Here is a 21327-nt window from a genome sequence, read left to right on the forward strand (position 1 = left end):
TGCGCCGAGCCACTGGGCCGACGTGCACCACCTCGTGCACTGGTGGAAGGACCCCCGCGTCCCCCGCCACTCGCCAGCTCGCGGCGGGCCCCTACGCGAGGGCCGACCACCACGGCTTCCGCGTCGAGCGACAACCCGACGGCCGATGGCGCACCTACAGACCCGACGGCACCGAGATCACCACCCCGGTACCCCTCGCCCCGGCACCCCTCGCCCCGACACCACCCGTGCCCACCGCCGCCTGACCGACCCGCCCACGCACGCCGGTACGGCCGCCCGCTCCCCCAGCGGACGGCCGCGCCGGCGTGCCCGCGGTCAGGCCGCGGCGGTCACCTGCTCACCGATCTGGAGGATCTGCTCCCGGGTCAGCGCCTGCGGGGCGAGGAGCTGGAAGTAGCGCCCATCGGCGAGCCGGCCGACGAGCATCCACGAGGGAGGCGCACCGGCGTCGCCCTCGACGAGCGCCAGCCGCCCGGGCCTCCCCTGCACCGTCACCGTCTCCACCGGCGCGGCCAGCGGGAGCCCGTCGAGGAGCCCGTCGATCGTCCCCGCGTACTGATCCCCCACCGCGCTGAGCCGCAGCACCAGGTCCGGGTCGACGTCACTGACCAGGTCCAGGCTCCGGCTCTCCTCGAAACCACCCACCGACCAGCCGGCCGGGGCCAGCCCGACCTGCAGGCCCACCGGCTGCGGGCGGTCGACGATGGACTCCCCCACCGCGACCAGGGCTCCCGTGTCGGCGTACGAGCCCTCACCGGAGAGCTGGATCCACTGCCCGTCCCCGCGCTCCCACAGGACGGTGACGACGCCGTCCTCCCGCCACACGGACGCCACGGCCCCGTCGACGGTCGCCGTGCCCGTGGGGTCCTCCTCGTGCGAGGAGCCGTACTCCTCCGACGACCGCGGGTCCTCCGGGTAGACGCCGAGCAGCACCCGGTCCCCCTCGGCGGACGCGAGGTCGGCGACGAACCAGGGCGGTCCGTCCCCGTACCCCGGAAGGCCACCCCGCCGGCTGTAGACGGGCACCAGATCCTCCGGCACCGGGTCGAGGGACACCGGGAAGGTCACTGCCTCGGCAGCCACCAGCGTGAGGGCACCCGGCACCGGCACCGGCGCGGCGACGGACGGAGCGGAGCGCTGCGGGTCCGGGGACGCCGGCCCGGCCACCACCACCGCCGTTCCCCAGGCGGCCGCGATGGCGACCACCGCCGTCGCGACGCGGACGGCCGTCCCGCGGCCGGACCAGCGGCGCGGCGGCGCCGCGGCGCGCGCCTCCCGCGCGTCGGCGACGAGCTGCCGGGCGGCGACCACGGACGCCGGCCCGGCGTCGGCGGAGACGAGCGACAGCCCGGCGTCGGCCGTGACGAGTCCGAGGAACTCCTCGGGCAGCGCCGGCAGGTCGGCGTCGCGGACCCCGGCCGCCCGTGCGAGCCGTGCGTCCAGTTCGCGGTCAGTGAGCACGGTCGGCCCCCTCGCCGTCGGCGGTGGTGGACAGGACGGCGCGCAGCTTCGTGCGCGCCCGGTGCAGCCGGACCCTCGCCGTCCCCGCGGCGATGCCCAGCGCCGTGGCCGCCTGGGCCGGCGTGAGGCCCTCCCAGGCGACCAGCGTCACGAGCTCCCGGTCCTCCGGGGACAGCTGGTCCAGCGCCGCACGCACCGACCGGCGGAGGGTTCCGTCCTCGTGCAGCGCCGCCGGGTCGGGCACGGACACGTCGGCCATCGCCTCGGCCAGCCGCGCACCGAGACGACCGGCCCGCCGGCTGCTGCGGGCCGCGTTGGCCAGGCACAGCCGGGCGATGCCGAACAGCCACGGCCGGACCTCACCGTCCTCCGCGGGCAGGTCGGCCCGTCGCGAAGGTCTCGGCCACCACGTCGAAGGCGTCCTCCCGGGAGGTCGACCGCCGCAGCGCGTAGCCCAGCACGGCGGTGCCGGACGTTCGGTAGGCGTGCTCCAGGCGCTCCTCCGCGGACACGGGCGGGTCGTCGGTCGCGGGCGGTGGCCCGTGCATCGCGATCACACCCCTCCATGTCCGGCTCGGTGTGATCGTTACGACGCCGTCCCGGCCGCCCCTCCCGCCCCCACGCGCCCGCAGGAGCCAGCGGGGTCAGGTGCTGCCGAGCACCCGCTCGTAGTACAGCGAGCAGCCGGCGTCGGGGGCGTCGACGTACGCGCCGAACGCCGGGATCGGCCGGTAGCCGGCGCCCTCGTACAGCGCGATCGCCTCCGGCTGGCGCGGGCCGGTCTCCAGCCGCAGCGTCGTCCACCCGCGGTCCCGCGCCGCGGCCTCCAGCCCGGCGAGCAGCAGCTTCGACACACCCCGGCCACGCGCGGCGGGGACGACGTACATGCGCTTGACCTCGGCCACGCCGTCGCCCAGCGCCCGCAGCGCGCCGCAGCCCACCGCGGCGCCGTCGTCGTCCCGGGCCACCAGCACCACGCTGACGTCGGCGGCCGACGGCGGCGTCCCCGGCTCGGCCCCGCCGTCGTAGCGCGCCCGCAGCTCGGCCTGCTGCGCGCCGGTCAGCCGCCGCACGTCCGCGTCGTCCCAGGCGGCCGGCGCGAGCCTCACCGGCTGATCCCGTGCAGCAGCAGCCCGGCCAGCTCCCGGTACGCGGCGGCGTCGTCCAGCCCGGTGGCGCGGGCGGTGTCCCCGCGGCCGATGCGGAGCATCAGCGTGGTGACGGTGTCGGCCACCAGCGCCGGGTGCACCGCCCGGAAGCGCCCGGCGGCCACTCCCTCGGCGATGAGCGCGCTCACCCGCTCCGCGGCCACGGCGGTGTTGTGCTCGTACACCGCGCGCCCGGGCGGGAAGGCCTCCAGGTCGCGGTGGAAGGCCCGCGACGCCGGGGTCAGCGCCCGCGCCACCGCCTGCAGGTAGGCGGTCACCCGCGCGGCGGGGTCGGTCTCACCGGCGGTGTGCGCCTCGACGTCGGCGGTCGCCCGGCGGAAGAAGTGGCGCACCACGCGGACGGCGAGCTGCTCCTTGCTGTCGGCCAGCGCGTACAGCGTCGTCTTCGAGCAGTGCAGCCGGACGGCGAGGTCCTCGAGGGTGAAGCCGGCGAAGCCCTCGGCGAGGAAGAGCTCCTCGAGCTGGTCGAGCAGCTGCGCCTGCCGGGCGGTCAGCCGCCGCTCACCGGTCTCCGTCGTCGTCACGCACACCTCCGGACCTGGACGCCAAACAGTACCGCGGTACCGTCTGCAGTACTGCCGTCCGCGTCCGTGCCGTCCGTACCGAGGGGGACCCCCGTGGCCGTCGACCGTGAGCTGCCCACCCAGGAGGCCGCCGACCTCATCGCGCTCACCCGCGAGCTCGCCGACGCCGAACTGGCGCCCCGCGCCGCGGAGTACGAGCGCGAGGAGCGCTTCCCCCGGGAGGTGTTCGCCAAGCTCGGCGAGGTGGGCCTGCTCGGCCTGCCCTTCGGCGAGGACGTCGGCGGCGGCGACCAGCCCTACGCCGTCTACCTGCAGGTGGTCGAGGAGCTGGCCATGCGCTGGGCCACCGTCGCCCTCGGCATCAGCGTGCACACCCTCGCCTGCGGGCCGGTCGACCGCTTCGGCACCCCCGAGCAGCGCGACCGGTGGCTGCCGGAGATGGTCGGCGGCCGCCTGCTCGGCGCCTACTGCCTGTCCGAGGCCCACGCCGGCTCCGACCCCGCCGCCATGCGCGCCCGTGCCGTCCGCGACGGCGAGGGATGGGTGGCCTCTGGGGAGAAGGCGTGGGTCACCCACGGCGGGCACGCCGACTTCTACTCGACCTTCCTGCGCACCCCCGACGACGGCGAGCGGTCGATCTCCTGCTTCCACCTCACCCCCGACCTCGCCGGGTTCACCGCCGCCCCGCCGGAGCAGAAGATGGGCCTGACCGGCTCCACGACGGCGGCGATGCGCCTCGACGACGTCGCCGTGCCCGCCGGGCGCATGGTCGGCGAGCCCGGCCGCGGCCTGTCCATCGCCCTCGGCGCGCTCGACTCCGGCCGCCTCGGGGTCAGCGCCGTCGCGGTCGGGCTGGCGCAGTCCGCCCTCGACGTCGCCGTCGCCTACGCACTCGAGCGGGAGGCCTTCGGCCGGCGCATCGTCGACCACCAGGGCCTGTCGTTCCTGCTCGCCGACATGGCCGCCGCCGTCGAGTCCGCCCGCGCCACCTACCTGGTCGCCGCCCGCCGCAAGGACGCCGGCCTGCCCTACTCCCGGCAGGCGAGCATCGCCAAGCTCGTGGCCACCGACGCGGCGATGAAGGTGACCACCGACGCCGTCCAGGTGCTCGGCGGCGCCGGCTACACCCGCGACCACCCCGCCGAGCGGTACATGCGCGAGGCGAAGGTGATGCAGATCTTCGAGGGCACCAACCAGATCCAGCGGATGGTGATCGGCAAGCACCTGGCGAAGGAGGCCACCCCCGCCAACGGCTGACCGTGCAGGACGCACGGGGGATCGGTGACGTCTGTCAATGGGCAGGCTCCCGGGCGGCCGGGAGACTCGGGGCACACCGCCTGACGAGGAGCCCGAGATGCCCGAGCCGCACCTGCGCGCCGCCGACGCCGACCGCGCCGCCGTGGTCACCCGCCTCGACCAGGGCCTGGCCGACGGCCGGCTGACCCTGGCCGAGTACGAGGACCGCTCGGCCCGCGCGCACGCCGCCCGCACCTACGGCGAGCTCGACGGGCTCACCGCCGACCTGCCCTTCCCCGCACCGCGCCCGGCCCCCGTGGCGCGGGCGGTGTACGGCGGCCCGTGGCACGGCACGTGGGGCCACGACCTGCGGACCGCCTGGACCCAGTGGGCGGTCACCGCGGTCGTCGTCGTCGGCATCTGGCTGGTCTCGATGCTGGCCACCACCGACCTGCAGTACCCCTGGCCGGTGTGGGTCGTCGGCCCGTGGGGTGTGGTCCTGCTCGCCCGCACCCTGGGCGAGCGGCACACCCCCGGCCGGGGCCGCCCGCGGCTGCCCGTCTGATCCGGGCGGGTGCCGTCCGGACCGCCCGGGTAGGGGTCCCCCGACCCCACCCGCGCACCCCGGAGGACGCCGTGCACACCCTGACCGAGCGCTTCACCGCCGCCCTGCACCACCTCGACGCCGAGCGCGACGCGCAGCCGATGGTCGAGCTGACCGGTGAGGACGCCGTCCTCATGAAGCTCAACGAGGACCACGAGGCCCGCGGGCCGGAGGGCGCCAAACGGTTCTGGGAGGACTACCGCAACGTCTTCGGCGACCTGGAGACGACGTTCACCTCCAGCACCGTCGGGGAGAGGACGGCGGCCCTGGAGTGGGAGTCCCGCGGCACGCTGCGCAGCGGCAAGCCGTTCACCTACAAGGGCGTCACCGTGATCGAGGGCGACGGCTCCCACGACGGCCCGCTCACCGGTGTGCGCACCTACTACGACTCCGCCGCGTTCGTGCAGGAGAGCGCGGGCACCGCCTGAGCGGCGCTCACCCCCCGGCCAGCGCCCGGGCGGCGCAGTCGTCGACGACGGCGTCCCAGCCGGCCCGCGCGTGGACCAGCTCCACGTCGCTGCGCCGCCCCCCGGGCGTCGGGTAGACGACGGTCAGGCCGCCGTCGGCCCCGAAGCGGACGACGAAGCCCTGCGGCAGCAGGCAGCCGACGAAGCGCTGCTCGACGGCCGGGTCGGCGGTCAGCGACGGGTCGGCGGTGGACGCGATCGACCACGCGACCGGCACCGGGGTCCCCGCCGTCCGCGAGACGTAGCGCAGGCTGGTGCTCGACCCGTCCCGGAGCAGGTCGACGACCTCCGCGCCGGGGTAGACCGGCGCGGGCACCTCGGCGACCAGGACGCCGTCGTCGCCGCGCAGCTCCGTCCACACCCGCCCGATCGAGCCGTCGCCGAGGCGGACCGTGCCGGGTGACCAGCGGGCGCCGTCGAAGGGCCGGGTGACGACGACCAGGACCGGCCGCGCGCCGGTGGTGTCGAGCACCGCGACCGTCGCGCCGCGCCCGCTGCGCTCCGGCGGCGCGACGAGCGCGAGCTCGTCCGGCGCGGCACCGGGCGGGCCGCCGAACCACGCGTGCAGCAGCTGCCCCTCGGCCTCCCCCGTCACCAGCGCCCAGCGCCGGCCGTCGGGCAGCTCGCCGGCGAAGGCGACGTGGCGGCTGGACGCCGGCGGGCGGAGCACGGCCCCGTCGCGGCCGAGCGGCCCCGACCAGTCGATGGCGGCCACCCCGGCGACGAACTCCTCGTCGCCGGCCAGGGACCCTCGGGTGGGCAGGTCGGGGAGCGCGGGCGCGGCCTGCTGCGTCTGCTGCCCGCCGGCCGTCTCCCCCGGCACCGGGCCGGCGTCGGGCAGCAGGGCGGGGGCGGCGGCACCGAGCAGGGCGACGGCGAGCGCCCCGGCCGCGCAGGCGGCCCGGGTCCGCCGCTGCCGGCGGACCAGCGCGACGGCGGCGTCGGCGGCGTCGGCACCCCGCGGCGGGCCGGCCTCGGCGGCCAGCCGGTCCAGGGCCTCGCGGACGTCGAGGTCGGTGTCGGTCACGCCGGGCTCCCGTCGGTCGTGGCGGCGGTCTCGGGCCGCAGCACCCGGCGGACGGCGGCCAGGCCGCGGGCGGTGTGGGTGCGCACGGTGCTGGTCGAGCAGCCGAGCAGGGCGGCGGTCTCGGTCTCGGTGAGGTCCTCGTAGAAGCGCAGGACGAGCACCGCACGGGCCCGCGGGGACAGCTCGCCGAGCGCCCGGCGCAGCTCGTCGCCCAGGGCGTACGCGTCCTGCCAGTCCGCGGCAGCACGGTCCGGCAGCGCCTCCACCACCTGCTCGCCGTGCCACAGCCGGCGCCGCCAGCTCAGGTGGCAGTTGAGCAGCAGCCGCCGCACGTAGGCGATCGGGACGTCGGCCTGGCGCACCCGGCCCCAGTGCCGGTAGGCCCGGGCCAGCGCCGTCTGCACCAGGTCCTCGGCGTGGCCGCGGTCGCCGGTCAGCAGGTAGGCGGTGCGCAGCAGGGCGGCCTCGTGCGCCACGACGAACGCCGTGAACTCGTCCCGGTCGGCGCCCATGTCCACCCGCTCTCGTGGTGTCCCTGACCAGTTGACCCGACGGGACGCCGCGATCGGTGACACCGGGAGGTCACGAAACGGTCACGGTGGTCCCGGCGAGATCGGGACCCCGCTCCCGTGTGCCCGGGACAGGTCCGAGCCGACGGTGGGTGCACACCGGCGGGAACGACCCGCCGCACCGGACCCGGAGGTCCCTCCCGTGCACACCACCGCCCCCGTCCCCGTCCCGGCCGCACCGGCGCCCGCCCGCGCGCTCGGCCCCGTGGGCCGCCGGCTGGCCGTCACCGGCCTGGTCGTCGGCAGCGTCCTCAACACCGCCGAGGCCGCGCTGGTGCAGTTCCTGCCCGCGCGCCCGGAGGCCGTCGTCGACCAGCTCGCGCTGGTCGGGGAGCACACCGCCCTGTTCACCACCCGCCTGGTCACCGGCACGCTGGCCATCCCGTTCATGGCGGTCGCCTTCCTCGCCGCCGCCGGCCTGCTCGCTGCCCGCATGCGCAAGACCGCGTACGCCGCGGCCGCCCTGCTCCTGGCCGGCATGTGGGGCTTCGTGGGCATCCACCTCGTGGGCTACCTGCAGCTGCCGGCCTCGCAGGCCGCCGACCTCGACGGCGCGGCCGCCCTCGTGACGGCCGCCGAGGCGCACCCGGTGTTCCTGGCGCTGTTCCTCGCGCCGTTCCTGCTCGGCACGACGCTGGGCATGGTCACGCTGACCGTGGGCATGCTGCGCTCGGGCGTCGTCGCGCGCTGGATCCCGGCGGCCTGGCTGGCGTTCATCGTGCTCGACTTCTCCGTCGGCGCGGTCGGCCCGGTCGACCCGCACTGGCTGTGGCTGGCCGGCGCCCTGGGGCTGGCGGTGCACATCGCCCGAGGTGGCATCGCGCGCGGTGGCATCGCGCGCGGTGGCATCGCCCGAGGTGGCATCGCCCGCTCGGGCGAGCGGCGCGGCCTCGCCTCCTGACCGGGACGCACCCCGGCCCCTACGGTCCCCCGTCGTGTACCGGAACCGGCGCGGCAGCCGGGTCGCCCTCCCGGCGGCCCGGCTGCTCGCCGTCTGCGCGGTGGCCGCCACCGCCGCCGCGCTGGCCCTGCCCGTCGCGGCCGGCGGGGACTGGCTGCCGCGGCTGTTCCGCACGCCCGAGCCGGTGGCCGGACCCTCCTTCGCCGTCGCCGGTGCGCTGCTCGCCGGCCTGCCGCAGGCCCGGCGGCTGGGCTGGCTGCTGCTGGCCGTGGGCTGCTCGGCCTCGGCCTACGTCCTCGCGACGTCGTGGTGGGCTGCGGCCGGGCAGGCCGGGCCGGCCGGCTGGGTGCGCGGCTGGGTGTGGGTGCCGGCGCTGCTGCTGGTCACCACCGTCCTGCCGCAGGTGGTCCCCTCCGGCCGGCCGCTGCCCGGCCGGTGGCGGGTGCCGCACGCGGCCGCGCTGGCCCTGACCGTCCTCACCAGCGCCGCGCTTGCCTTCCCCCTCGGGATCGGCGACCCCTTCGCCGTCCCCGCCTTCCCTCCGCTGCTCGGCGCGCTGGTGCTCACCGGCGTCGCCTCCCTGGTGGTCCGGGTGCGCCGGGCCGACGGCGTCCAGCGGCGCCAGCTGGCCTGGGCCGGCTACGGCGTGGTCGCCGCCACCGCCGCGACCTTCCTCGCGCCGTGGTGGGGCGTCTCGCTGGCGGTGCTCCTCGTGCCCGCCGGGCTGGCCGTCGCCGCGTTCCGCTACCGGCTCTACGACATCGACGTCCTGGTCAACCGCACCGTCGTCGGCGGTGTGCTGCTGGGCCTGACCGCGCTGGTGTACGCCGCGGTGGTCGGCTGGGCGGGCGCGCTGCTCGGTGACCGCCGCGGCTGGGCGCCCTTCCTCGCCGCCTTCGCCGTGGCGCTGGCCTTCTCCCCCGCCCGGCAGCGCGTCCAGCGCCTGGTCGACCGGCTGCTGTTCGGCGACCGCGGGGACCCCTACACGCTGCTGACCCGGGTCGACGCCGCGCTCGGTGCCGCCGCCTCCCCGCGGCAGGCCCTGCGCGACGGCGCGGAGGCGGTGGCCACCGGGCTGCGGCTGCGCGGCGCGGCGGTCGAGGTGCCGCTGCCGGGTGGCGCCGTCGTCCGGGAGGAGGCCGGGCGGGTGCCCGCGGACGCCCGGCGGGTGCCGCTGGCGCTGCACGGCGAGCCCGTCGGCGAGCTGCTGGTGGCGCCGCGGGCCGCCGCGGCCGACCTCGAGCCCGCCGACGACCGGGTGCTCGCCGACCTCGCCGGCCGGCTGGCGGCCGCCGCCTACGCGGTGCGGCTCAGCGGCGACCTCGCCGAGTCCCGGGAGCGGCTGGTCACCGCCCGCGAGGAGGAGCGGCGGCGGCTGCGGCGGGACCTGCACGACGGCCTCGGCCCGCAGCTGTCGGCGGTGGTGATGACCCTGGACACCGCCGGGTCGGCGCTGCGCCGCGACGACCCCGCGCGGGCCGCGGCGCTGGTGGCCGCCGCCGGCACCCAGGCCGCCGACGCCGTCGCCGACGTGCGGCGGCTGGTGCACGGCCTGCGCCCGCCGACGCTCGACGACCTCGGGCTGCTCGGTGCGCTGCGCGCCGGCGCGGCCCCGCTGGCCGAGCACGGACCGCGGGTGACGGTGACCGGCGAGGGGGACCTGACCGGGCTGCCGGCCGCCGTCGAGGTCGCCGCGCTGCGCATCGCCCAGGAGGCGCTGCACAACGCCGTCCGCCACGCCGGCGCGCGGGCCGTCGCCATCGGCGTCAGGGCCGGCGCCGACACCGTCGAGGTGGAGGTCACCGACGACGGCCGCGGCCTGCCCGCGCGGCCGGTCCCCGGCGTCGGGCTGTCCTCGATGCGGGAGCGCGCCGCGGAGCTGGGCGGGTCGTGCACCGTCGGCCCGGGCGACCCGACGGGCACCCGCGTGCACGCCGTCCTGCCGCGCCACCCGCACGACTGAGGAGCCCGCCATGGAGCCCGCGATGCGCGCCGTCGTCGCCGACGACCACCCCGTGTTCCGCCAGGGCCTGCGCGTCCTGCTGGAGGACCTCGGCGTCGAGGTCGTCGCCGAGGCCCCCGACGGGACCGGCGCCGTCGAGGCGGCCCTGCGCGAGCGGCCCGACGTCGTGCTGATGGACGTGCAGATGCCCGGCCTGTCGGGGATCGAGGCCACCCGGCGGCTGGTCGAGCGGTGGCCGGAGGTGCGCGTGCTGGTGCTCACGATGGTCGCCGACGACGAGGCGGTGTTCGCCGCCGTGCAGGCCGGCGCGCTCGGCTACCTGCTCAAGGGCGCCGGCCAGGCCGAGATCGGGCGGGCGCTGGAGTCGGTCGCCGCCGGGCAGGGCGTCTACGGGGCCGAGGTCGCCCGCCGGCTGCGCGCCTTCTTCACCGCGGGGTCCGGGGTGGTCGCCAGGCCCTTCCCCGAGCTGTCCGACCGCGAGCGCGAGGTCCTCGACCTGATCGCCGCCGGCCTGCCGAACACCGCGATCGCCTCCCGGCTGTTCCTGTCGGAGAAGACCATCCGCAACAACGTGACGTCGATCTTCGCCAAGCTGGGGGTGCGCGACCGCGCCGAGGCCGTGGTGCGCGCCCGCGAGGCGGGGCTCGGCCGCGAGCGGTAGCGCCGAGGGGACCCCGGACGCACGAGGACCCGCCCGGTGCGACCGGGCGGGTCCTCGACGTGCAGGGGTGGGCAAGGGGGGAGTTGAACCCCCACGTCCTTCCGGACACACGGACCTGAACCGTGCGCGTCTGCCATTCCGCCACTTGCCCTGGCGAGGAACGACCTTAGCAGCCCCCCGGCGGCACCCCGTCGAGGGGGCCGCGGGAGCGCGGCCGGTGGGGCCCGCGTGGCGGCAGTGACCCGCGTGGCGAGGAGCGTTGCTGGCCGGTCACCACCCCGGGGCACGGCTAGGATCGTCGGGAGGACCGTCGGTACCGGGTGAGGTGGAGGAGCGACTGTGGGCGTGCTGCAGCGCTTCGAGCGACGCCTCGAGGGGATGGTCGGCGTCGCCTTCGCGCGGCTGTTCAAGGGCAAGGTCCACCCCGCCGAGATCGCCAAGGCGCTGCAGCGGGAGGCCGACGAGCAGCGCTCCGTCATGGGCGAGGGCCGCGTGCTCGCGCCCAACGTCTACGACGTCCGGCTCGGCCCCACCGACTACACCAACCTCGCCGAGTGGTCCGAGCAGCTGGCCGCCCAGCTCGCCGACATGGTCACCGAGCACATCGAGGACGAGGGCTGGCAGACCTTCGGCGCGGTGCAGGTCCGCCTGGAGCGCGTCGACGACCTGCCCACCGGGGTGTTCGAGGTCAGCTCGCACGTCGCCGACCCCGCGCGCCCGGCGTCGCGGGCCGACGGCGCCGCCGTCCCGCCGCCCCCGCCGATCACCGGCTCCGGCGCGGTCCCGCCGCTGCCGCCGCTGCAGGGCCGGGTGGCCACCGACACCGGCCGCCAGCACCCCTCGGTGGTCGGCCGCGCCGGCTCCCGCCCCGGCGTCACGCACGTGCTCGTCGTCGACGGGCCCGGCACCCGCCACGAGCTGAGCACCGGCCGCAACGTCATCGGCCGCGGCACCGACGCCGACATCCGGCTGCCCGACACTGGCGTCAGCCGCAAGCACGTCGACGTCGTCCTCGAGAGCGGCACCGCCGTCGCCGAGGACCTCGGCTCCACCAACGGCACGCTGGTCAACGGCCGGCGCATCAGCCGGCAGGCGCTCTCCGACGGCGACGTCATCCGCATCGGCCACTCCGTGCTGGTGTACCGGCAGGACGGCTCGTGACCGGGGGCCGCTCGTGACCGCCGAGATCGTCCTGCAGGTCTTCCGCTTCGGGTTCCTGCTGCTGCTGTGGCTGTTCATCTTCGCCGCGTTCCGCGTGGTGCGCGCCGACCTCTTCGGCGGCCGCGCCGGGCGGGTGGCCTCGGTGCCCCCGCGCGCCGCCGCCCCCGGCCGCAAGCGCGGCCGCGGGCCCCGCACGCTGGTGGTGACCGCCGGACCGCTGACCGGCACCAAGATCACCCTCGGGGAGCAGCCGATCCTCATCGGCCGTGCCGACGACTCCACGCTCGTGCTCACCGACGACTTCGCCAGCTCCCGGCACGCGCGGCTGACCAACCGTGGGGGACAGTGGTACGTCGAGGACCTCGGCTCCACGAACGGGACCTACCTCGACCAGCAGCGGGTGCAGGGGCCGCTGCTGGTGGCTCCGGGCCAGCCGATCCGCATCGGCCAGACCGCCCTGGAGCTGCGCTGATGACCGAGCCGACACCGACCGTACCGAGCACGGGGAGCGACCGAGCAGACGTGAGCAGGGTCCGATGAGTCTCGCGCTGCGCTACGCCGCCCGCTCCGACCGCGGTCTGGTCCGCGGCAACAACCAGGACTCGGTCTACGCCGGGCCCCGGCTGCTGGCCGTGGCCGACGGCATGGGCGGTCACGCCGCCGGCGACGTCGCCAGCAAGGTCGTCATCGCGGCCCTGGAGCACCTCGACGACGACGCCCCCAGCGGCGACATGCTGCAGGCGCTGCGCGAGGCGGTCTTCGACGGCAGCGAGCACCTGCGCGAGGTCATCCGCGAGTCGCCGCAGCTGGAGGGCATGGGCACCACGCTCACCGCCGTCCTGTTCGCCGGCGGCCGGATCGCCCTGTGCCACGTCGGGGACTCCCGCGCCTACCTGCTGCGCGACGGCGTCCTCACCCAGATCACCCACGACGACACGTTCGTGCAGACCCTCATCGACGACGGCCGGATCACGCCCGAGGAGGCCAACCACCACCCGCAGCGCTCGCTGCTGCTGCGGGCGCTCAACGGCCAGGACGTCGACCCCGACCTGTCGATGCGCGAGGCCCGCGCCGGCGACCGCTACCTGCTGTGCTCCGACGGGCTGTCCGGGGTGGTCAGCGAGGAGACCCTCGCGCACGCCCTCGAGGACCCCGACCCGCAGTCGACCGCCGACCGGCTCGTGGAGCTCGCGCTGCGCAGCGGCGGCCCGGACAACATCACCGTGATCGTCGCCGACGTCGTCGAGGACAACGGCTCGGGCACCATGGACCCCGTCGTCGACGGCGCCGCCGGGAACAACCGCGGCCAGCGCGAGGTCGACCCCCGCTCGGCCGCCGGGCGCGCGGCGCTGGCCGACCCGCCACCGGCTCCCCCGCCCCCCGCGCCGACCGCACCCACGGCCGCTGCTCCCCCCGACCGTCGCCGCTCGCGGCGGCGGTTGTTCGTCGCTGGGGGTGCGGTGCTCCTCCTCGTGGGCGCCGGCATCGCCACCTGGCTGTGGGTGCTCACGCACTGGTTCGTCGGCACGGCGGCCGCCGCCGACGGCAGCGACCGGGTGGCGGTCTTCCGCGGCTTCAACACCGACCTGCTCGGCCTGGACCTCTACCGCGTCGACGAGGTCACCGACATCCCGCTCGACGACCTCACCTCCTACGACCGCAACAGCGTCCGGCAGGGCATCGAGGCCAGCGGCGCCGACGACGCCCAGCGGATCGTCGACGACCTGCACGAGGCCGCGATCCCCGTGTGCGAGACCGACCCGGCCTCCTCCAGCGCCCCAGCCTCCTCCAGCACCCCCGCCTCCTCCAGCGCCGCGCCGTCGGACGGCGCCCTGCCCACGGCCCTGCCCCCGCTGCCGACCGAGGGCCTCCCGGCGCCCGGCGCCCCCGACTCCCCCACGTCGGCGAGCCCCTCCACCCTCTCCACCTCCCCCTCCAGCACGGGGCCCGAGCCGGGGGTGGACTGCCGGGAGGCGGAGTGATGGGCAGCCCCTCCACCGACCCCCGGGCCGCGCTCCCGGGCACGGTCGTCCCGAAGCGGCGCAACACCGAGCTGGCGATGCTGGGCTTCGCGGTGCTCATCACCCTCGCCGCGCAGTGCATCGTCGACCTGACCGTCACCGGGTCGCTGCGCCCGGAGCTGGCCACCTTCGGCGGCTGGTTCGCCGCGCTGTGGGTGGTGGTCCACCTCGTCGTCCGCCGGTTCGCGCCCTACGCCGACCCGCTGCTGCTGCCCGCCGTCGCGGTGCTCTCGGGCCTCGGCCTGACGATGATCCACCGGCTCGACCTCGCCGCGCTGCAGGCCGACGCCGAGGCCGGCCGCGAGGACGCCCCGGTGCAGCTGCTGTGGGCGACCGTCGGCGTCGTCCTCTTCGTCGCCATCCTCGTGGTGCTCCGCGACCACCGGCTGCTGTCGCGCTTCGCCTACACCCTCGGCCTGGTCGGCCTGGTGCTGCTGGCGATCCCCGCGGTGCTGCCCGCCTCGGTGTCGGAGGTGTACGGCGCCAAGATCTGGATCCGCGTCGCCGGCTTCAGCATCCAGCCCGGCGAGTTCGCCAAGATCTGCCTGATCGTCTTCTTCGCCGCCTACCTGGTCGACAAGCGCGACGTCCTCGCGCTGGCCAGCCGGCGCGTCGCCGGGCTGGAGCTGCCGCGCGGCCGCGACCTGGGCCCGGTGCTCGCCGTCTGGGTGGTGTCCATCCTCGTGCTCGTCTTCGAGCGCGACCTGGGCAGCTCGCTGCTGCTCTTCGGCATCTTCGTGGTGATGCTCTACATCGCCACCGAGCGGGCCAGCTGGCTGCTCATCGGCCTGGGCCTGTTCGCCGCCGGGGCGTTCCTCGCCTACCAGCTGTTCGGGCACGTGCGGGTGCGGGTCGACACCTGGCTCGACCCGTTCGCCTACCGCGACGAGGGCGGCTACCAGCTGGTCCAGTCGCTGTTCGGCCTGGGCACCGGCGGGCTGTTCGGCGCCGGGCTCGGCGGTGGGCGCCCCGACCAGGTGCCGGTGGCCAAGAGCGACTTCATCGCCGCCGCGATCGGCGAGGAGCTCGGCCTGTTCGGCCTGGTCGCCGTCATCGTCATCTACCTGGTCCTCGTCGAGCGCGGCCTGCGGACGTCGCTGGTCGTGCGCGACGCCTTCGGCAAGCTGCTCGCCGGGGGGCTCGCGTTCGCCGTCGCCTGGCAGCTGTTCGTCGTCCTCGGCGGCGTCACCGGCCTGCTGCCGCTCACCGGCCTGACGACGCCGTTCGTCGCCTACGGCGGGTCCTCGCTGGTGGCCAACTTCGGCCTGGTCGCCATCCTGGTGCGGATCAGCGACGCCGCCCGCCGCCCGGCCACCCCGCCCGCCCCGCCCAAGCAGGCGCTGGGCGAGGCACCCACCGAGGTCGTGAGCTCGTGAACGCACCGCTGCGGCGTGTGGCGATCAGCGTGCTGGTGCTGTTCACCCTGCTGATCCTCAACGTCAACTACATCCAGGTCGTGCGCTCCGACGAGCTGCGCGAGGACTCGGGCAACACCCGGGTGCTCACCGAGGAGTACTCCCGCGAGCGCGGGTCGATCGTCGTCGACGGCACCGAGGTCGCGCTGTCGGTGCCCACCCAGGACACGCTCGAGTACCTGCGCCAGTACCCGCAGGGGCCGACGTACGCCGCGGTCACCGGCTACTACTCGCTGGTCTACGGCGCCTGGCAGATGGAGGACGCCGAGAACGACATCCTCGCCGGGTCCGCCGACCGGCTCGCGCTGCGCCGGCTGGCCGACCTGTTCACCGGCCGCGACCCGGCCGGCGGCGACGTCGTGCTCACCCTCGACCCCGCCGTCCAGGAGGCCGCCATGGCCGGGCTGGACGGCGTCACCGGCGCGGTCGTCGCGCTCGACCCCTCCACCGGCGCGGTGCTCGGCATGGCCAGCACCCCCACCTACGACCCGGCGCAGCTGTCCAGCCACGACCCCGCCGCCATCCGCGCCTACGCCGACGAGCTCGGCGCGATGGAGACCGATCCGCGGCTGAACCGGGCGATCCAGGACAACTACCCGCCCGGTTCGGTGTTCAAGGTGATCGTGTCGGCCGCGGCGCTGGCGAGCGGGGAGTACACCCCCGACACCGTCATCCCGGCGCCGGACACGCTGACCCTGCCCGGCACCTCCACGACGCTGGAGAACTTCGGCGGGTCCTCCTGCAGCAGCAGCCAGGAGCAGACGCTCATCGACGCGCTGACCATCTCCTGCAACACCGCCTTCGCCCAGCTGGGCATCGACCTCGGTGAGGACCGCGTGCGGGAGATGGCCGAGGCGTTCGGCATGACGGGGGACGGCATGGAGATCCCGCTGGAGGTCGCCGGCAGCAGCGTCGGCGACATCGAGAGCGAGGCGGCGCTCGGGCAGAGCTCGATCGGCCAGCGCGACGTGCGCATGACCCCGCTGCAGGCGGCCGTGGTCGCCGCCGCCGTGGGCAACGACGGGACCCTGATGACCCCCTACCTCGTCGACCAGGTGCGCGCTCCCGACCGGACGGTCATCGACCGGGCCGACCCCGAGGAGCTCTCGACGCCGGTCACCCCCGAGGTCGCCGACCAGCTGCAGGAGATGATGGAGAGCGTCGTGGCCAACGGCAGCGGCCGGGCCGCCCGCATCCCGGGCGTGGCGGTCGCCGGCAAGACCGGCACCGCCCAGGTCGCCGAGGACGTGCCCGACCACAACTGGTTCGTCGGCTTCGCCCCGGCCGACGACCCGCAGATCGCCGTCGCGGTGTTCGTCGCCAACGGCGGGGGTACCGGCGGGGACGTCTCCGCACCGATCGCCGGTGACGTCATGCAGGCCTACCTCGACGGTCAGGGGGGCTGATGGCCCTGTCCACCGGCACCATCCTGGCCGGCCGCTACGAGATCACCGAGCCCATCGCCACCGGCGGCATGGGCGAGGTGTGGCGCGCCCGCGACCGGGTGCTGGACCGGATCGTCGCCGCCAAGGTGCTGCGCAGCGAGTTCACCGGCGACCCGAGCTTCGTCGCCCGGTTCCGCAACGAGGCCCGGCACACCGCCGCCCTGTCGCACCCCAACATCGCCTCGGTCTACGACTACGGCGAGAGCACCGACGAGCGCGGCCACCAGCTGGCCTTCCTCGTGATGGAGCTCGTCGAGGGCAAGCCGCTGGTGACGATCCTCCACGAGGAGGGCCGGCTGCCGGTCGACTGGACGCTGCACGTGCTCAGCCAGGCCGCCGACGGGCTGTCCGCCGCGCACGCCGCCGGGGTGGTGCACCGCGACATCAAGCCGGGCAACCTCATCGTGCGGCCCGACGGCGTGGTGAAGCTGACCGACTTCGGCATCGCCCGCACCCGCGACGCGACGCCGCTCACCCGCACCGGCATGGTCGTGGGCACCGCGCAGTACCTCTCGCCCGAGCAGGCGCAGGGCATGGAGGTCACCGCCGCCTCCGACGTCTACTCCCTCGGCGTCGTCGGCTACGAGTGCCTCACCGGCGGGCGGCCCTTCGACGGCACCTCGCAGGTCGCCATCGCGCTGGCCCACATCAACCGGCAGCCGCCGCCGCTGCCGGCCGAGATCCCGCCGCAGGTCCGGCTGCTGATCGAGCGGGCGCTGGCCAAGGACCCGCACGACCGGTTCCCCGACGGCGCCGCGTTCGCCACCGCGATCCGCTCGGTCGCCAACGGGCACGGGCTGGCCCCGGCCACCGGCGGCCTCGCCACCGGCACGGCCGGCGCGGTCACCGAGGTCATCCCCGAGGTCGACGGCGACGGCACCCGCGTGCTCGGCGGCCCGGTCACCGGCGCCGCCACCGGGGTCGCGACCGGCGTCGTCGGGGCCGCGGCGGCCGGCCCGCGCACCGGCGGCCGGCACGCGGCCGGTGCCCGGCCGATGCCGCCGCTGCAGGGCCCGCCGATCGACGGCGACGACGACCGCGACCGCCGCCCGGCGGCCGCGCCCCGGGGCGGCAGCCGCCGCTGGGCGCTGGTGCTGGCCTCCCTCGCGCTGGTCGCCGTCCTGGTCGCCGGCGCCTGGTTCCTCCTGTCCGGCAACGGTGAGGGCGACGGCGGCACCACCGCCGACCCGACCGCGACCAGCAGCGCGCCGACCAGCGGCTCGGCGGGCCCGACGCAGGACCTGGTCACCATCCCCGCCGCCGCCCAGTACCTCGGCGAGGACGCCGACGACGTGGAGGCGGAGCTCCGCGAGGCCGGTCTCGACGTCGCCCGGGTCGACGCCGGCGACGACGACCTCGCCGCCGCCGGGATCGAGCTGCAGGCCGGCGACGTCGCCGCCATCGACCCGTCGGGCATCCCCGTCCCCCGCGGCACCACGGTCACCCTGTCGGTGGCCCAGCAGGACTACGCCCCCGAGGTCGCCGAGCAGCCGGAGGACACCAGCGGCGACGACGACCAGGGCGGGGACACCGGCGGCCAGGGCAACGGCAACACCGGCAACCAGGGCAACAGCGGCGGGAGCGGCCCGGCGCAGACCTCCGCCCCGACCGGGACCACGTCAGCCCCGTCGCAGGGTGAGGAGGACGACGAGGCGCCGTCACCGTCGCCGTCGCCCCCGTCGTCGAGCAGTCCGCCGGCGACCCAGGGCGGCACCACGGCTCCGCCGCCTTCCACGGCGAACCCGACGACCGGGGACGGCGGGGCGGCCGACGGGACCGGCACCGACCCCGGGACGGGCGGTGGCGCCGGCGCCGGCACCGGCGCGTGGGCGCCCGGGGTGCCCGGTCCCGACGCCTCTGGGGCTGCCGTGGCCGACGGTGCGCCGGCGTGACACCCGCCCCCCGCGGTGCCGGGGTGGCGGGCGCTCCCGCCGTTAGGCTCCCCGCCGGGACCGGGGCCGCACCCGGTCCTGCCCCGTGTCCGGGTCCGCCCGAGCCGCACCACCGCACCGCCCGAGAGGACTCCCGATGACCACCCCCCAGGTTCTCGGCGAGCGCTACGAGATCGGCGGTGTCCTCGGCCGCGGGGGCATGGCGGAGGTGCACCGCGGCCGTGACCTCCGGCTGGGCCGCGAGGTGGCGGTCAAGGTGCTGCGCAGCGACCTGGCCCGCGACCCCTCCTTCCAGGTGCGCTTCCGCCGGGAGGCCCAGGCGGCCGCCTCGCTCAACCACCCGGCGATCGTCGCCGTCTACGACACCGGCGAGGACCGCACCAGCACCGGCGCGACGCCCTACATCGTCATGGAGTACGTCGAGGGCGAGACCCTGCGCGACGTGCTGCGCCGCGAGGGCGTGCTGGCGCCGGACCGGGCGATGACCCTGACCGCCGACATCTGCGCCGCCCTCGACTTCAGCCACCGCAACGGCATCGTGCACCGCGACGTGAAGCCCGGGAACGTGATGCTCACGCCCGACGGCTCGGTCAAGGTCATGGACTTCGGCATCGCCCGCGCCGTGTCGGACTCGGCCGCGACGATGACCTCCACGGCCGCCGTCATCGGCACCGCGCAGTACCTCTCCCCCGAGCAGGCCCGCGGCGAGGCCGTCGACGCCCGCTCCGACGTCTACTCGGTCGGCTGCCTGCTCTTCGAGCTGGTCACCGGCGCGCCCCCGTTCACCGGCGACTCGCCGGTGTCGGTGGCCTACCAGCACGTGCGCGAGGACCCGCGGCTGCCCTCGTCGATCAACCCCCGGGTGCCGCCGGAGCTCGACGCGATCGTCCTCAAGGCGCTGAGCAAGAACCCGGCCAACCGCTACCAGTCGGCCGCCGAGATGCGCAACGACCTGCTCCGGGCGCTGGCCGGGCAGCGGGTCGAGGCCACGCCGGTCATGGGCGACGAGGAGAAGACCACCATCCTCGGCGCGACGCCGGCCGGCTACGGCGCCGACGGCGGCTGGGACGACGACGAGGCCGCGGGCCGGCGCCGGCGCAACCGGGTCATCGCCGCCGTCGTCGGGGCGCTGGTGCTCATCGGCGCCGTCGTCGGGGTGGCGCTGCTGGTCAACTCCGGCGGCGACGACGATCCCGGGGACACGCCGCAGGCCGCCGCGCAGGTGACCGTCCCGGCGCTGGTCGGGCAGCTGCGGGCCGACGCCGAGGCCGCGCTGCAGGAGGCCGGCCTGACCGTCGGCGAGGTCACCCCGCGGGTCACCCCGGACGAGGACGCCGTCGGCACCGTGCTGGAGAGCACCCCGGCCAGCGGCGCGCAGGTCGACGAGGGCACCACGGTGGCCCTCACCGTCGGCGTCGCACCCGACACGGCGACGATGCCGCAGGTGGTCGGCCTCGACGAGGAGCGGGCCCGGACGGCGCTGGAGAGCGCCGGCCTGACCGGCAACGTCAACAGCGACCAGACCGACTCCCTCGAGCCGGAGGGCCAGGTCGTCGCCGTGGACCCCGAGGAGGGCACCCAGGTCGACCCGGCCACCACGGTGACGCTGTCGGTCTCCGACGGCACCGCGGAGGTCCCCGACGTCACCGGGCAGGACGGGGCGGCGGCCACCCAGGCGCTGCGCACGGCGGGCTTCACCGCCGTCACGACCGAGGAGGTCGACTCCGACCAGCCCGCGGGCACCGTCGTCGCCAGCGACCCGGCCGCCGGCCAGCAGGCCGCCGCCGACGACCCGATCACGCTGCAGGTGTCCGGCGGGGCCGCCGAGATCACCGTCCCGCCGTCGCTGGTCGGCCAGACCGAGCAGCAGGCCCGCCAGACCCTGGCCGCGGCAGGCTTCACGGGCACCATCACGGCGGTGCCGTCCGAGGGCGAGGCCGGCCAGACTCCGGGCACGGTCGCCGGGAGCGACCCGCAGCCGGGGCAGACGGTGGAAGCAGACGGGCAGATCACCCTGCTGGTCGTGGTGGCTGCCACCCCGACGTCGACGCCGGCGCCGCCGGCGCCGGGCGGCGGTACCGGCGGCTGACCGTACGAGCGACAGAGGGCCCCTCCCGATCCGGGAGGGGCCCTCTGTGCGTCGGCGGGGTCGTCAGGACACGGCGGCCGACAGCCGGCGCACGCCCGCCGCGGCGGTCTCGACGACCGCGGGGTCCGGGGCGAGACCGCACGCGGTCAGCCAGGTGGCCAGCATCCGGTGGCCGCCCTCGGTGAGCACCGACTCGGGGTGGAACTGCACGCCCTCGACGGGCAGCTCGCGGTGCCGCAGCGCCATGACGATCCCCGACGGCGTGCTGCCGGTGACCTCGAGCTCGGCCGGCACCGTGTCACGGTCGACGGCGAGGGAGTGGTAGCGGGTGGCGGTGAACGGCGAGGGCAGCCCGGCCAGCACGCCGACGCCGTCGTGGACGACCTCGCTGGTCTTGCCGTGCAGCAGCTCGGGGGCGCGCACCACCTCGGCGCCGAAGGCCTCGGCGATGGCCTGGTGGCCCAGGCACACGCCCAGGACGGGCGTGCCCGCCTCGGCGGCGGCGCGGACCATCGGCACGGTCACGCCGGCGCCGGAGGGCGTGCCGGGGCCGGGGGACAGCAGCACCCCGGCGACGTCGAGGTCGGCGAGCTCGTCGACGGTGACCGCGTCGTTGCGGCGGACCACGCACTGCACGCCGAGCTGGCCGAGGTACTGGACCAGGTTGTAGACGAAGCTGTCGAAGTTGTCGACGACGAGGACCCGGCGGCTCACGGGCCCTG

At 76.3% G+C, this 21327-nt stretch carries 21 protein-coding genes and 1 tRNA gene; 13 read left to right on the top strand and 9 right to left on the bottom strand.

Annotated elements, in window-relative coordinates; translation table 11 throughout:
- Nucleotides 1–315 precede the first annotated feature (315 nt).
- From ACI8AD_RS21650 to ACI8AD_RS21670, 5 genes are all read right to left on the bottom strand, one after another.
- A complete protein-coding gene (locus ACI8AD_RS21650) occupies nucleotides 316–1461 on the bottom strand; it encodes a hypothetical protein (protein ID WP_456872599.1) in 1146 nt (381 codons plus the stop codon).
- Nucleotides 1451–1840, bottom strand: a complete 390-nt coding sequence (locus tag ACI8AD_RS21655) for an RNA polymerase sigma factor (protein ID WP_456872629.1) — start codon at nucleotides 1838–1840, stop codon at nucleotides 1451–1453. The genes ACI8AD_RS21650 and ACI8AD_RS21655 overlap by 11 nt, the downstream gene beginning before the upstream one ends.
- Nucleotides 1821–1973 (bottom strand): hypothetical protein, encoded by a 153-nt coding sequence (locus ACI8AD_RS21660; protein ID WP_456872600.1) that lies wholly within the window; start codon nucleotides 1971–1973, stop codon nucleotides 1821–1823. Before ACI8AD_RS21660 ends, ACI8AD_RS21655 begins: the two co-directional genes overlap by 20 nt.
- Before the next feature lie 132 nt (nucleotides 1974–2105).
- Nucleotides 2106–2570, bottom strand: coding sequence for a GNAT family N-acetyltransferase (locus ACI8AD_RS21665; protein WP_456872601.1), 465 nt, complete (start codon nucleotides 2568–2570; stop codon nucleotides 2106–2108).
- Nucleotides 2567–3154: a TetR/AcrR family transcriptional regulator gene (locus ACI8AD_RS21670; RefSeq protein WP_456872602.1), complete on the bottom strand. Its 588-nt coding sequence runs from the start codon at nucleotides 3152–3154 to the stop codon at nucleotides 2567–2569. The genes ACI8AD_RS21665 and ACI8AD_RS21670 overlap by 4 nt, the downstream gene beginning before the upstream one ends.
- Before the next feature lie 93 nt (nucleotides 3155–3247).
- Here ACI8AD_RS21670 and ACI8AD_RS21675 point away from each other — a divergent pair, with 93 nt between their 5' ends.
- The 3 genes from ACI8AD_RS21675 (at nucleotide 3248) to ACI8AD_RS21685 (ending at nucleotide 5422) form a co-directional block, all read left to right on the top strand.
- Nucleotides 3248–4411, top strand: coding sequence for an acyl-CoA dehydrogenase family protein (locus ACI8AD_RS21675; RefSeq protein ID WP_456872603.1), 1164 nt, complete (start codon nucleotides 3248–3250; stop codon nucleotides 4409–4411).
- A 97-nt stretch (nucleotides 4412–4508) separates the two neighbouring features.
- Nucleotides 4509–4955 (top strand): DUF1707 SHOCT-like domain-containing protein, encoded by a 447-nt coding sequence (locus ACI8AD_RS21680; protein ID WP_456872604.1) that lies wholly within the window; start codon nucleotides 4509–4511, stop codon nucleotides 4953–4955.
- A 71-nt stretch (nucleotides 4956–5026) separates the two neighbouring features.
- On the top strand, nucleotides 5027–5422 hold the full coding sequence (locus tag ACI8AD_RS21685) for a nuclear transport factor 2 family protein (protein WP_456872605.1): 396 nt from the start codon (nucleotides 5027–5029) through the stop codon (nucleotides 5420–5422).
- 7 nt (nucleotides 5423–5429) lie between these two features.
- Here the strand turns inward: ACI8AD_RS21685 and ACI8AD_RS21690 are convergent, their stop codons facing one another.
- Nucleotides 5430–6488: a hypothetical protein gene (locus tag ACI8AD_RS21690; protein ID WP_456872606.1), complete on the bottom strand. Its 1059-nt coding sequence runs from the start codon at nucleotides 6486–6488 to the stop codon at nucleotides 5430–5432.
- A complete protein-coding gene (locus ACI8AD_RS21695; protein ID WP_456872607.1) occupies nucleotides 6485–7000 on the bottom strand; it encodes a SigE family RNA polymerase sigma factor in 516 nt (171 codons plus the stop codon). The genes ACI8AD_RS21690 and ACI8AD_RS21695 overlap by 4 nt, the downstream gene beginning before the upstream one ends.
- A 199-nt stretch (nucleotides 7001–7199) precedes the next feature.
- Between ACI8AD_RS21695 and ACI8AD_RS21700 the strand changes: the two genes are divergently transcribed.
- Genes ACI8AD_RS21700 through ACI8AD_RS21710 form a run of 3 tightly spaced genes read left to right on the top strand, consistent with a single transcriptional unit; the run spans nucleotide 7200 to nucleotide 10582 of the window.
- Entirely contained in the window at nucleotides 7200–7958 is a 759-nt protein-coding gene (locus tag ACI8AD_RS21700) for a hypothetical protein (protein WP_456872608.1), read from the top strand.
- 34 nt (nucleotides 7959–7992) lie between these two features.
- Nucleotides 7993–9921: a histidine kinase gene (locus ACI8AD_RS21705; protein ID WP_456872609.1), complete on the top strand. Its 1929-nt coding sequence runs from the start codon at nucleotides 7993–7995 to the stop codon at nucleotides 9919–9921.
- Between the two features lie 10 nt (nucleotides 9922–9931).
- Complete coding sequence (locus tag ACI8AD_RS21710) at nucleotides 9932–10582, top strand: response regulator (protein ID WP_456872610.1); 651 nt, start codon at nucleotides 9932–9934, stop codon at nucleotides 10580–10582.
- A 68-nt stretch (nucleotides 10583–10650) separates the two neighbouring features.
- Here the strand turns inward: ACI8AD_RS21710 and ACI8AD_RS21715 are convergent.
- Nucleotides 10651–10733: transfer RNA gene (locus ACI8AD_RS21715), tRNA-Leu, on the bottom strand.
- A 188-nt stretch (nucleotides 10734–10921) separates the two neighbouring features.
- On the opposite strand from ACI8AD_RS21715, the gene ACI8AD_RS21720 reads away from it, so the two are divergent.
- The 7 genes from ACI8AD_RS21720 (at nucleotide 10922) to pknB (ending at nucleotide 20605) form a co-directional block, all read left to right on the top strand.
- Complete coding sequence (locus ACI8AD_RS21720) at nucleotides 10922–11743, top strand: FhaA domain-containing protein (protein WP_456872611.1); 822 nt, start codon at nucleotides 10922–10924, stop codon at nucleotides 11741–11743.
- A gap of 13 nt (nucleotides 11744–11756) precedes the next feature.
- Entirely contained in the window at nucleotides 11757–12215 is a 459-nt protein-coding gene (locus ACI8AD_RS21725; RefSeq protein ID WP_089405435.1) for an FHA domain-containing protein FhaB/FipA, read from the top strand.
- A gap of 64 nt (nucleotides 12216–12279) precedes the next feature.
- A complete protein-coding gene (locus tag ACI8AD_RS21730) occupies nucleotides 12280–13725 on the top strand; it encodes a PP2C family protein-serine/threonine phosphatase (RefSeq protein WP_456872612.1) in 1446 nt (481 codons plus the stop codon).
- Complete coding sequence (locus ACI8AD_RS21735) at nucleotides 13725–15140, top strand: FtsW/RodA/SpoVE family cell cycle protein (RefSeq protein ID WP_456872613.1); 1416 nt, start codon at nucleotides 13725–13727, stop codon at nucleotides 15138–15140. The genes ACI8AD_RS21730 and ACI8AD_RS21735 overlap by 1 nt, the downstream gene beginning before the upstream one ends.
- The gene (locus ACI8AD_RS21740) at nucleotides 15137–16585 is read left to right on the top strand and encodes a peptidoglycan D,D-transpeptidase FtsI family protein (protein WP_456872614.1); all 1449 of its coding nucleotides are present in this window, start codon (nucleotides 15137–15139) and stop codon (nucleotides 16583–16585) included. The genes ACI8AD_RS21735 and ACI8AD_RS21740 overlap by 4 nt, the downstream gene beginning before the upstream one ends.
- Entirely contained in the window at nucleotides 16585–18516 is a 1932-nt protein-coding gene (locus ACI8AD_RS21745) for a protein kinase domain-containing protein (RefSeq protein ID WP_456872615.1), read from the top strand. Before ACI8AD_RS21740 ends, ACI8AD_RS21745 begins: the two co-directional genes overlap by 1 nt.
- A 136-nt stretch (nucleotides 18517–18652) precedes the next feature.
- Nucleotides 18653–20605 carry a Stk1 family PASTA domain-containing Ser/Thr kinase gene (pknB, locus tag ACI8AD_RS21750; protein WP_456872616.1) on the top strand — a complete coding sequence of 651 codons (1953 nt, stop codon included), beginning with the start codon at nucleotides 18653–18655 and terminating at the stop codon, nucleotides 20603–20605.
- A 63-nt stretch (nucleotides 20606–20668) separates the two neighbouring features.
- Here the strand turns inward: pknB and ACI8AD_RS21755 are convergent, their stop codons facing one another.
- On the bottom strand, nucleotides 20669–21319 hold the full coding sequence (locus ACI8AD_RS21755; protein WP_456872617.1) for an aminodeoxychorismate/anthranilate synthase component II: 651 nt from the start codon (nucleotides 21317–21319) through the stop codon (nucleotides 20669–20671).
- Nucleotides 21320–21327: the final 8 nt, after the last annotated feature.

The sequence above is a fragment of the Geodermatophilus sp. SYSU D00766 genome (genome assembly GCF_054049915.1).

What these genes read in the sequence shown, in the direction of transcription:
- ACI8AD_RS21680 (WP_456872604.1), top strand. Translation starts at nt 4,509, where the DNA reads ATGCCCGAGCCGCACCTGCGCGCCGCCGACGCCGACCGCGCCGCCGTG.
- ACI8AD_RS21695 (WP_456872607.1), bottom strand. Translation starts at nt 7,000, where the DNA reads ATGGGCGCCGACCGGGACGAGTTCACGGCGTTCGTCGTGGCGCACGAG.
- ACI8AD_RS21710 (WP_456872610.1), top strand. Translation starts at nt 9,932, where the DNA reads ATGGAGCCCGCGATGCGCGCCGTCGTCGCCGACGACCACCCCGTGTTC.
- ACI8AD_RS21730 (WP_456872612.1), top strand. Translation starts at nt 12,280, where the DNA reads ATGAGTCTCGCGCTGCGCTACGCCGCCCGCTCCGACCGCGGTCTGGTC.
- ACI8AD_RS21735 (WP_456872613.1), top strand. Translation starts at nt 13,725, where the DNA reads ATGGGCAGCCCCTCCACCGACCCCCGGGCCGCGCTCCCGGGCACGGTC.
- ACI8AD_RS21745 (WP_456872615.1), top strand. Translation starts at nt 16,585, where the DNA reads ATGGCCCTGTCCACCGGCACCATCCTGGCCGGCCGCTACGAGATCACC.
- pknB (WP_456872616.1), top strand. Translation starts at nt 18,653, where the DNA reads ATGACCACCCCCCAGGTTCTCGGCGAGCGCTACGAGATCGGCGGTGTC.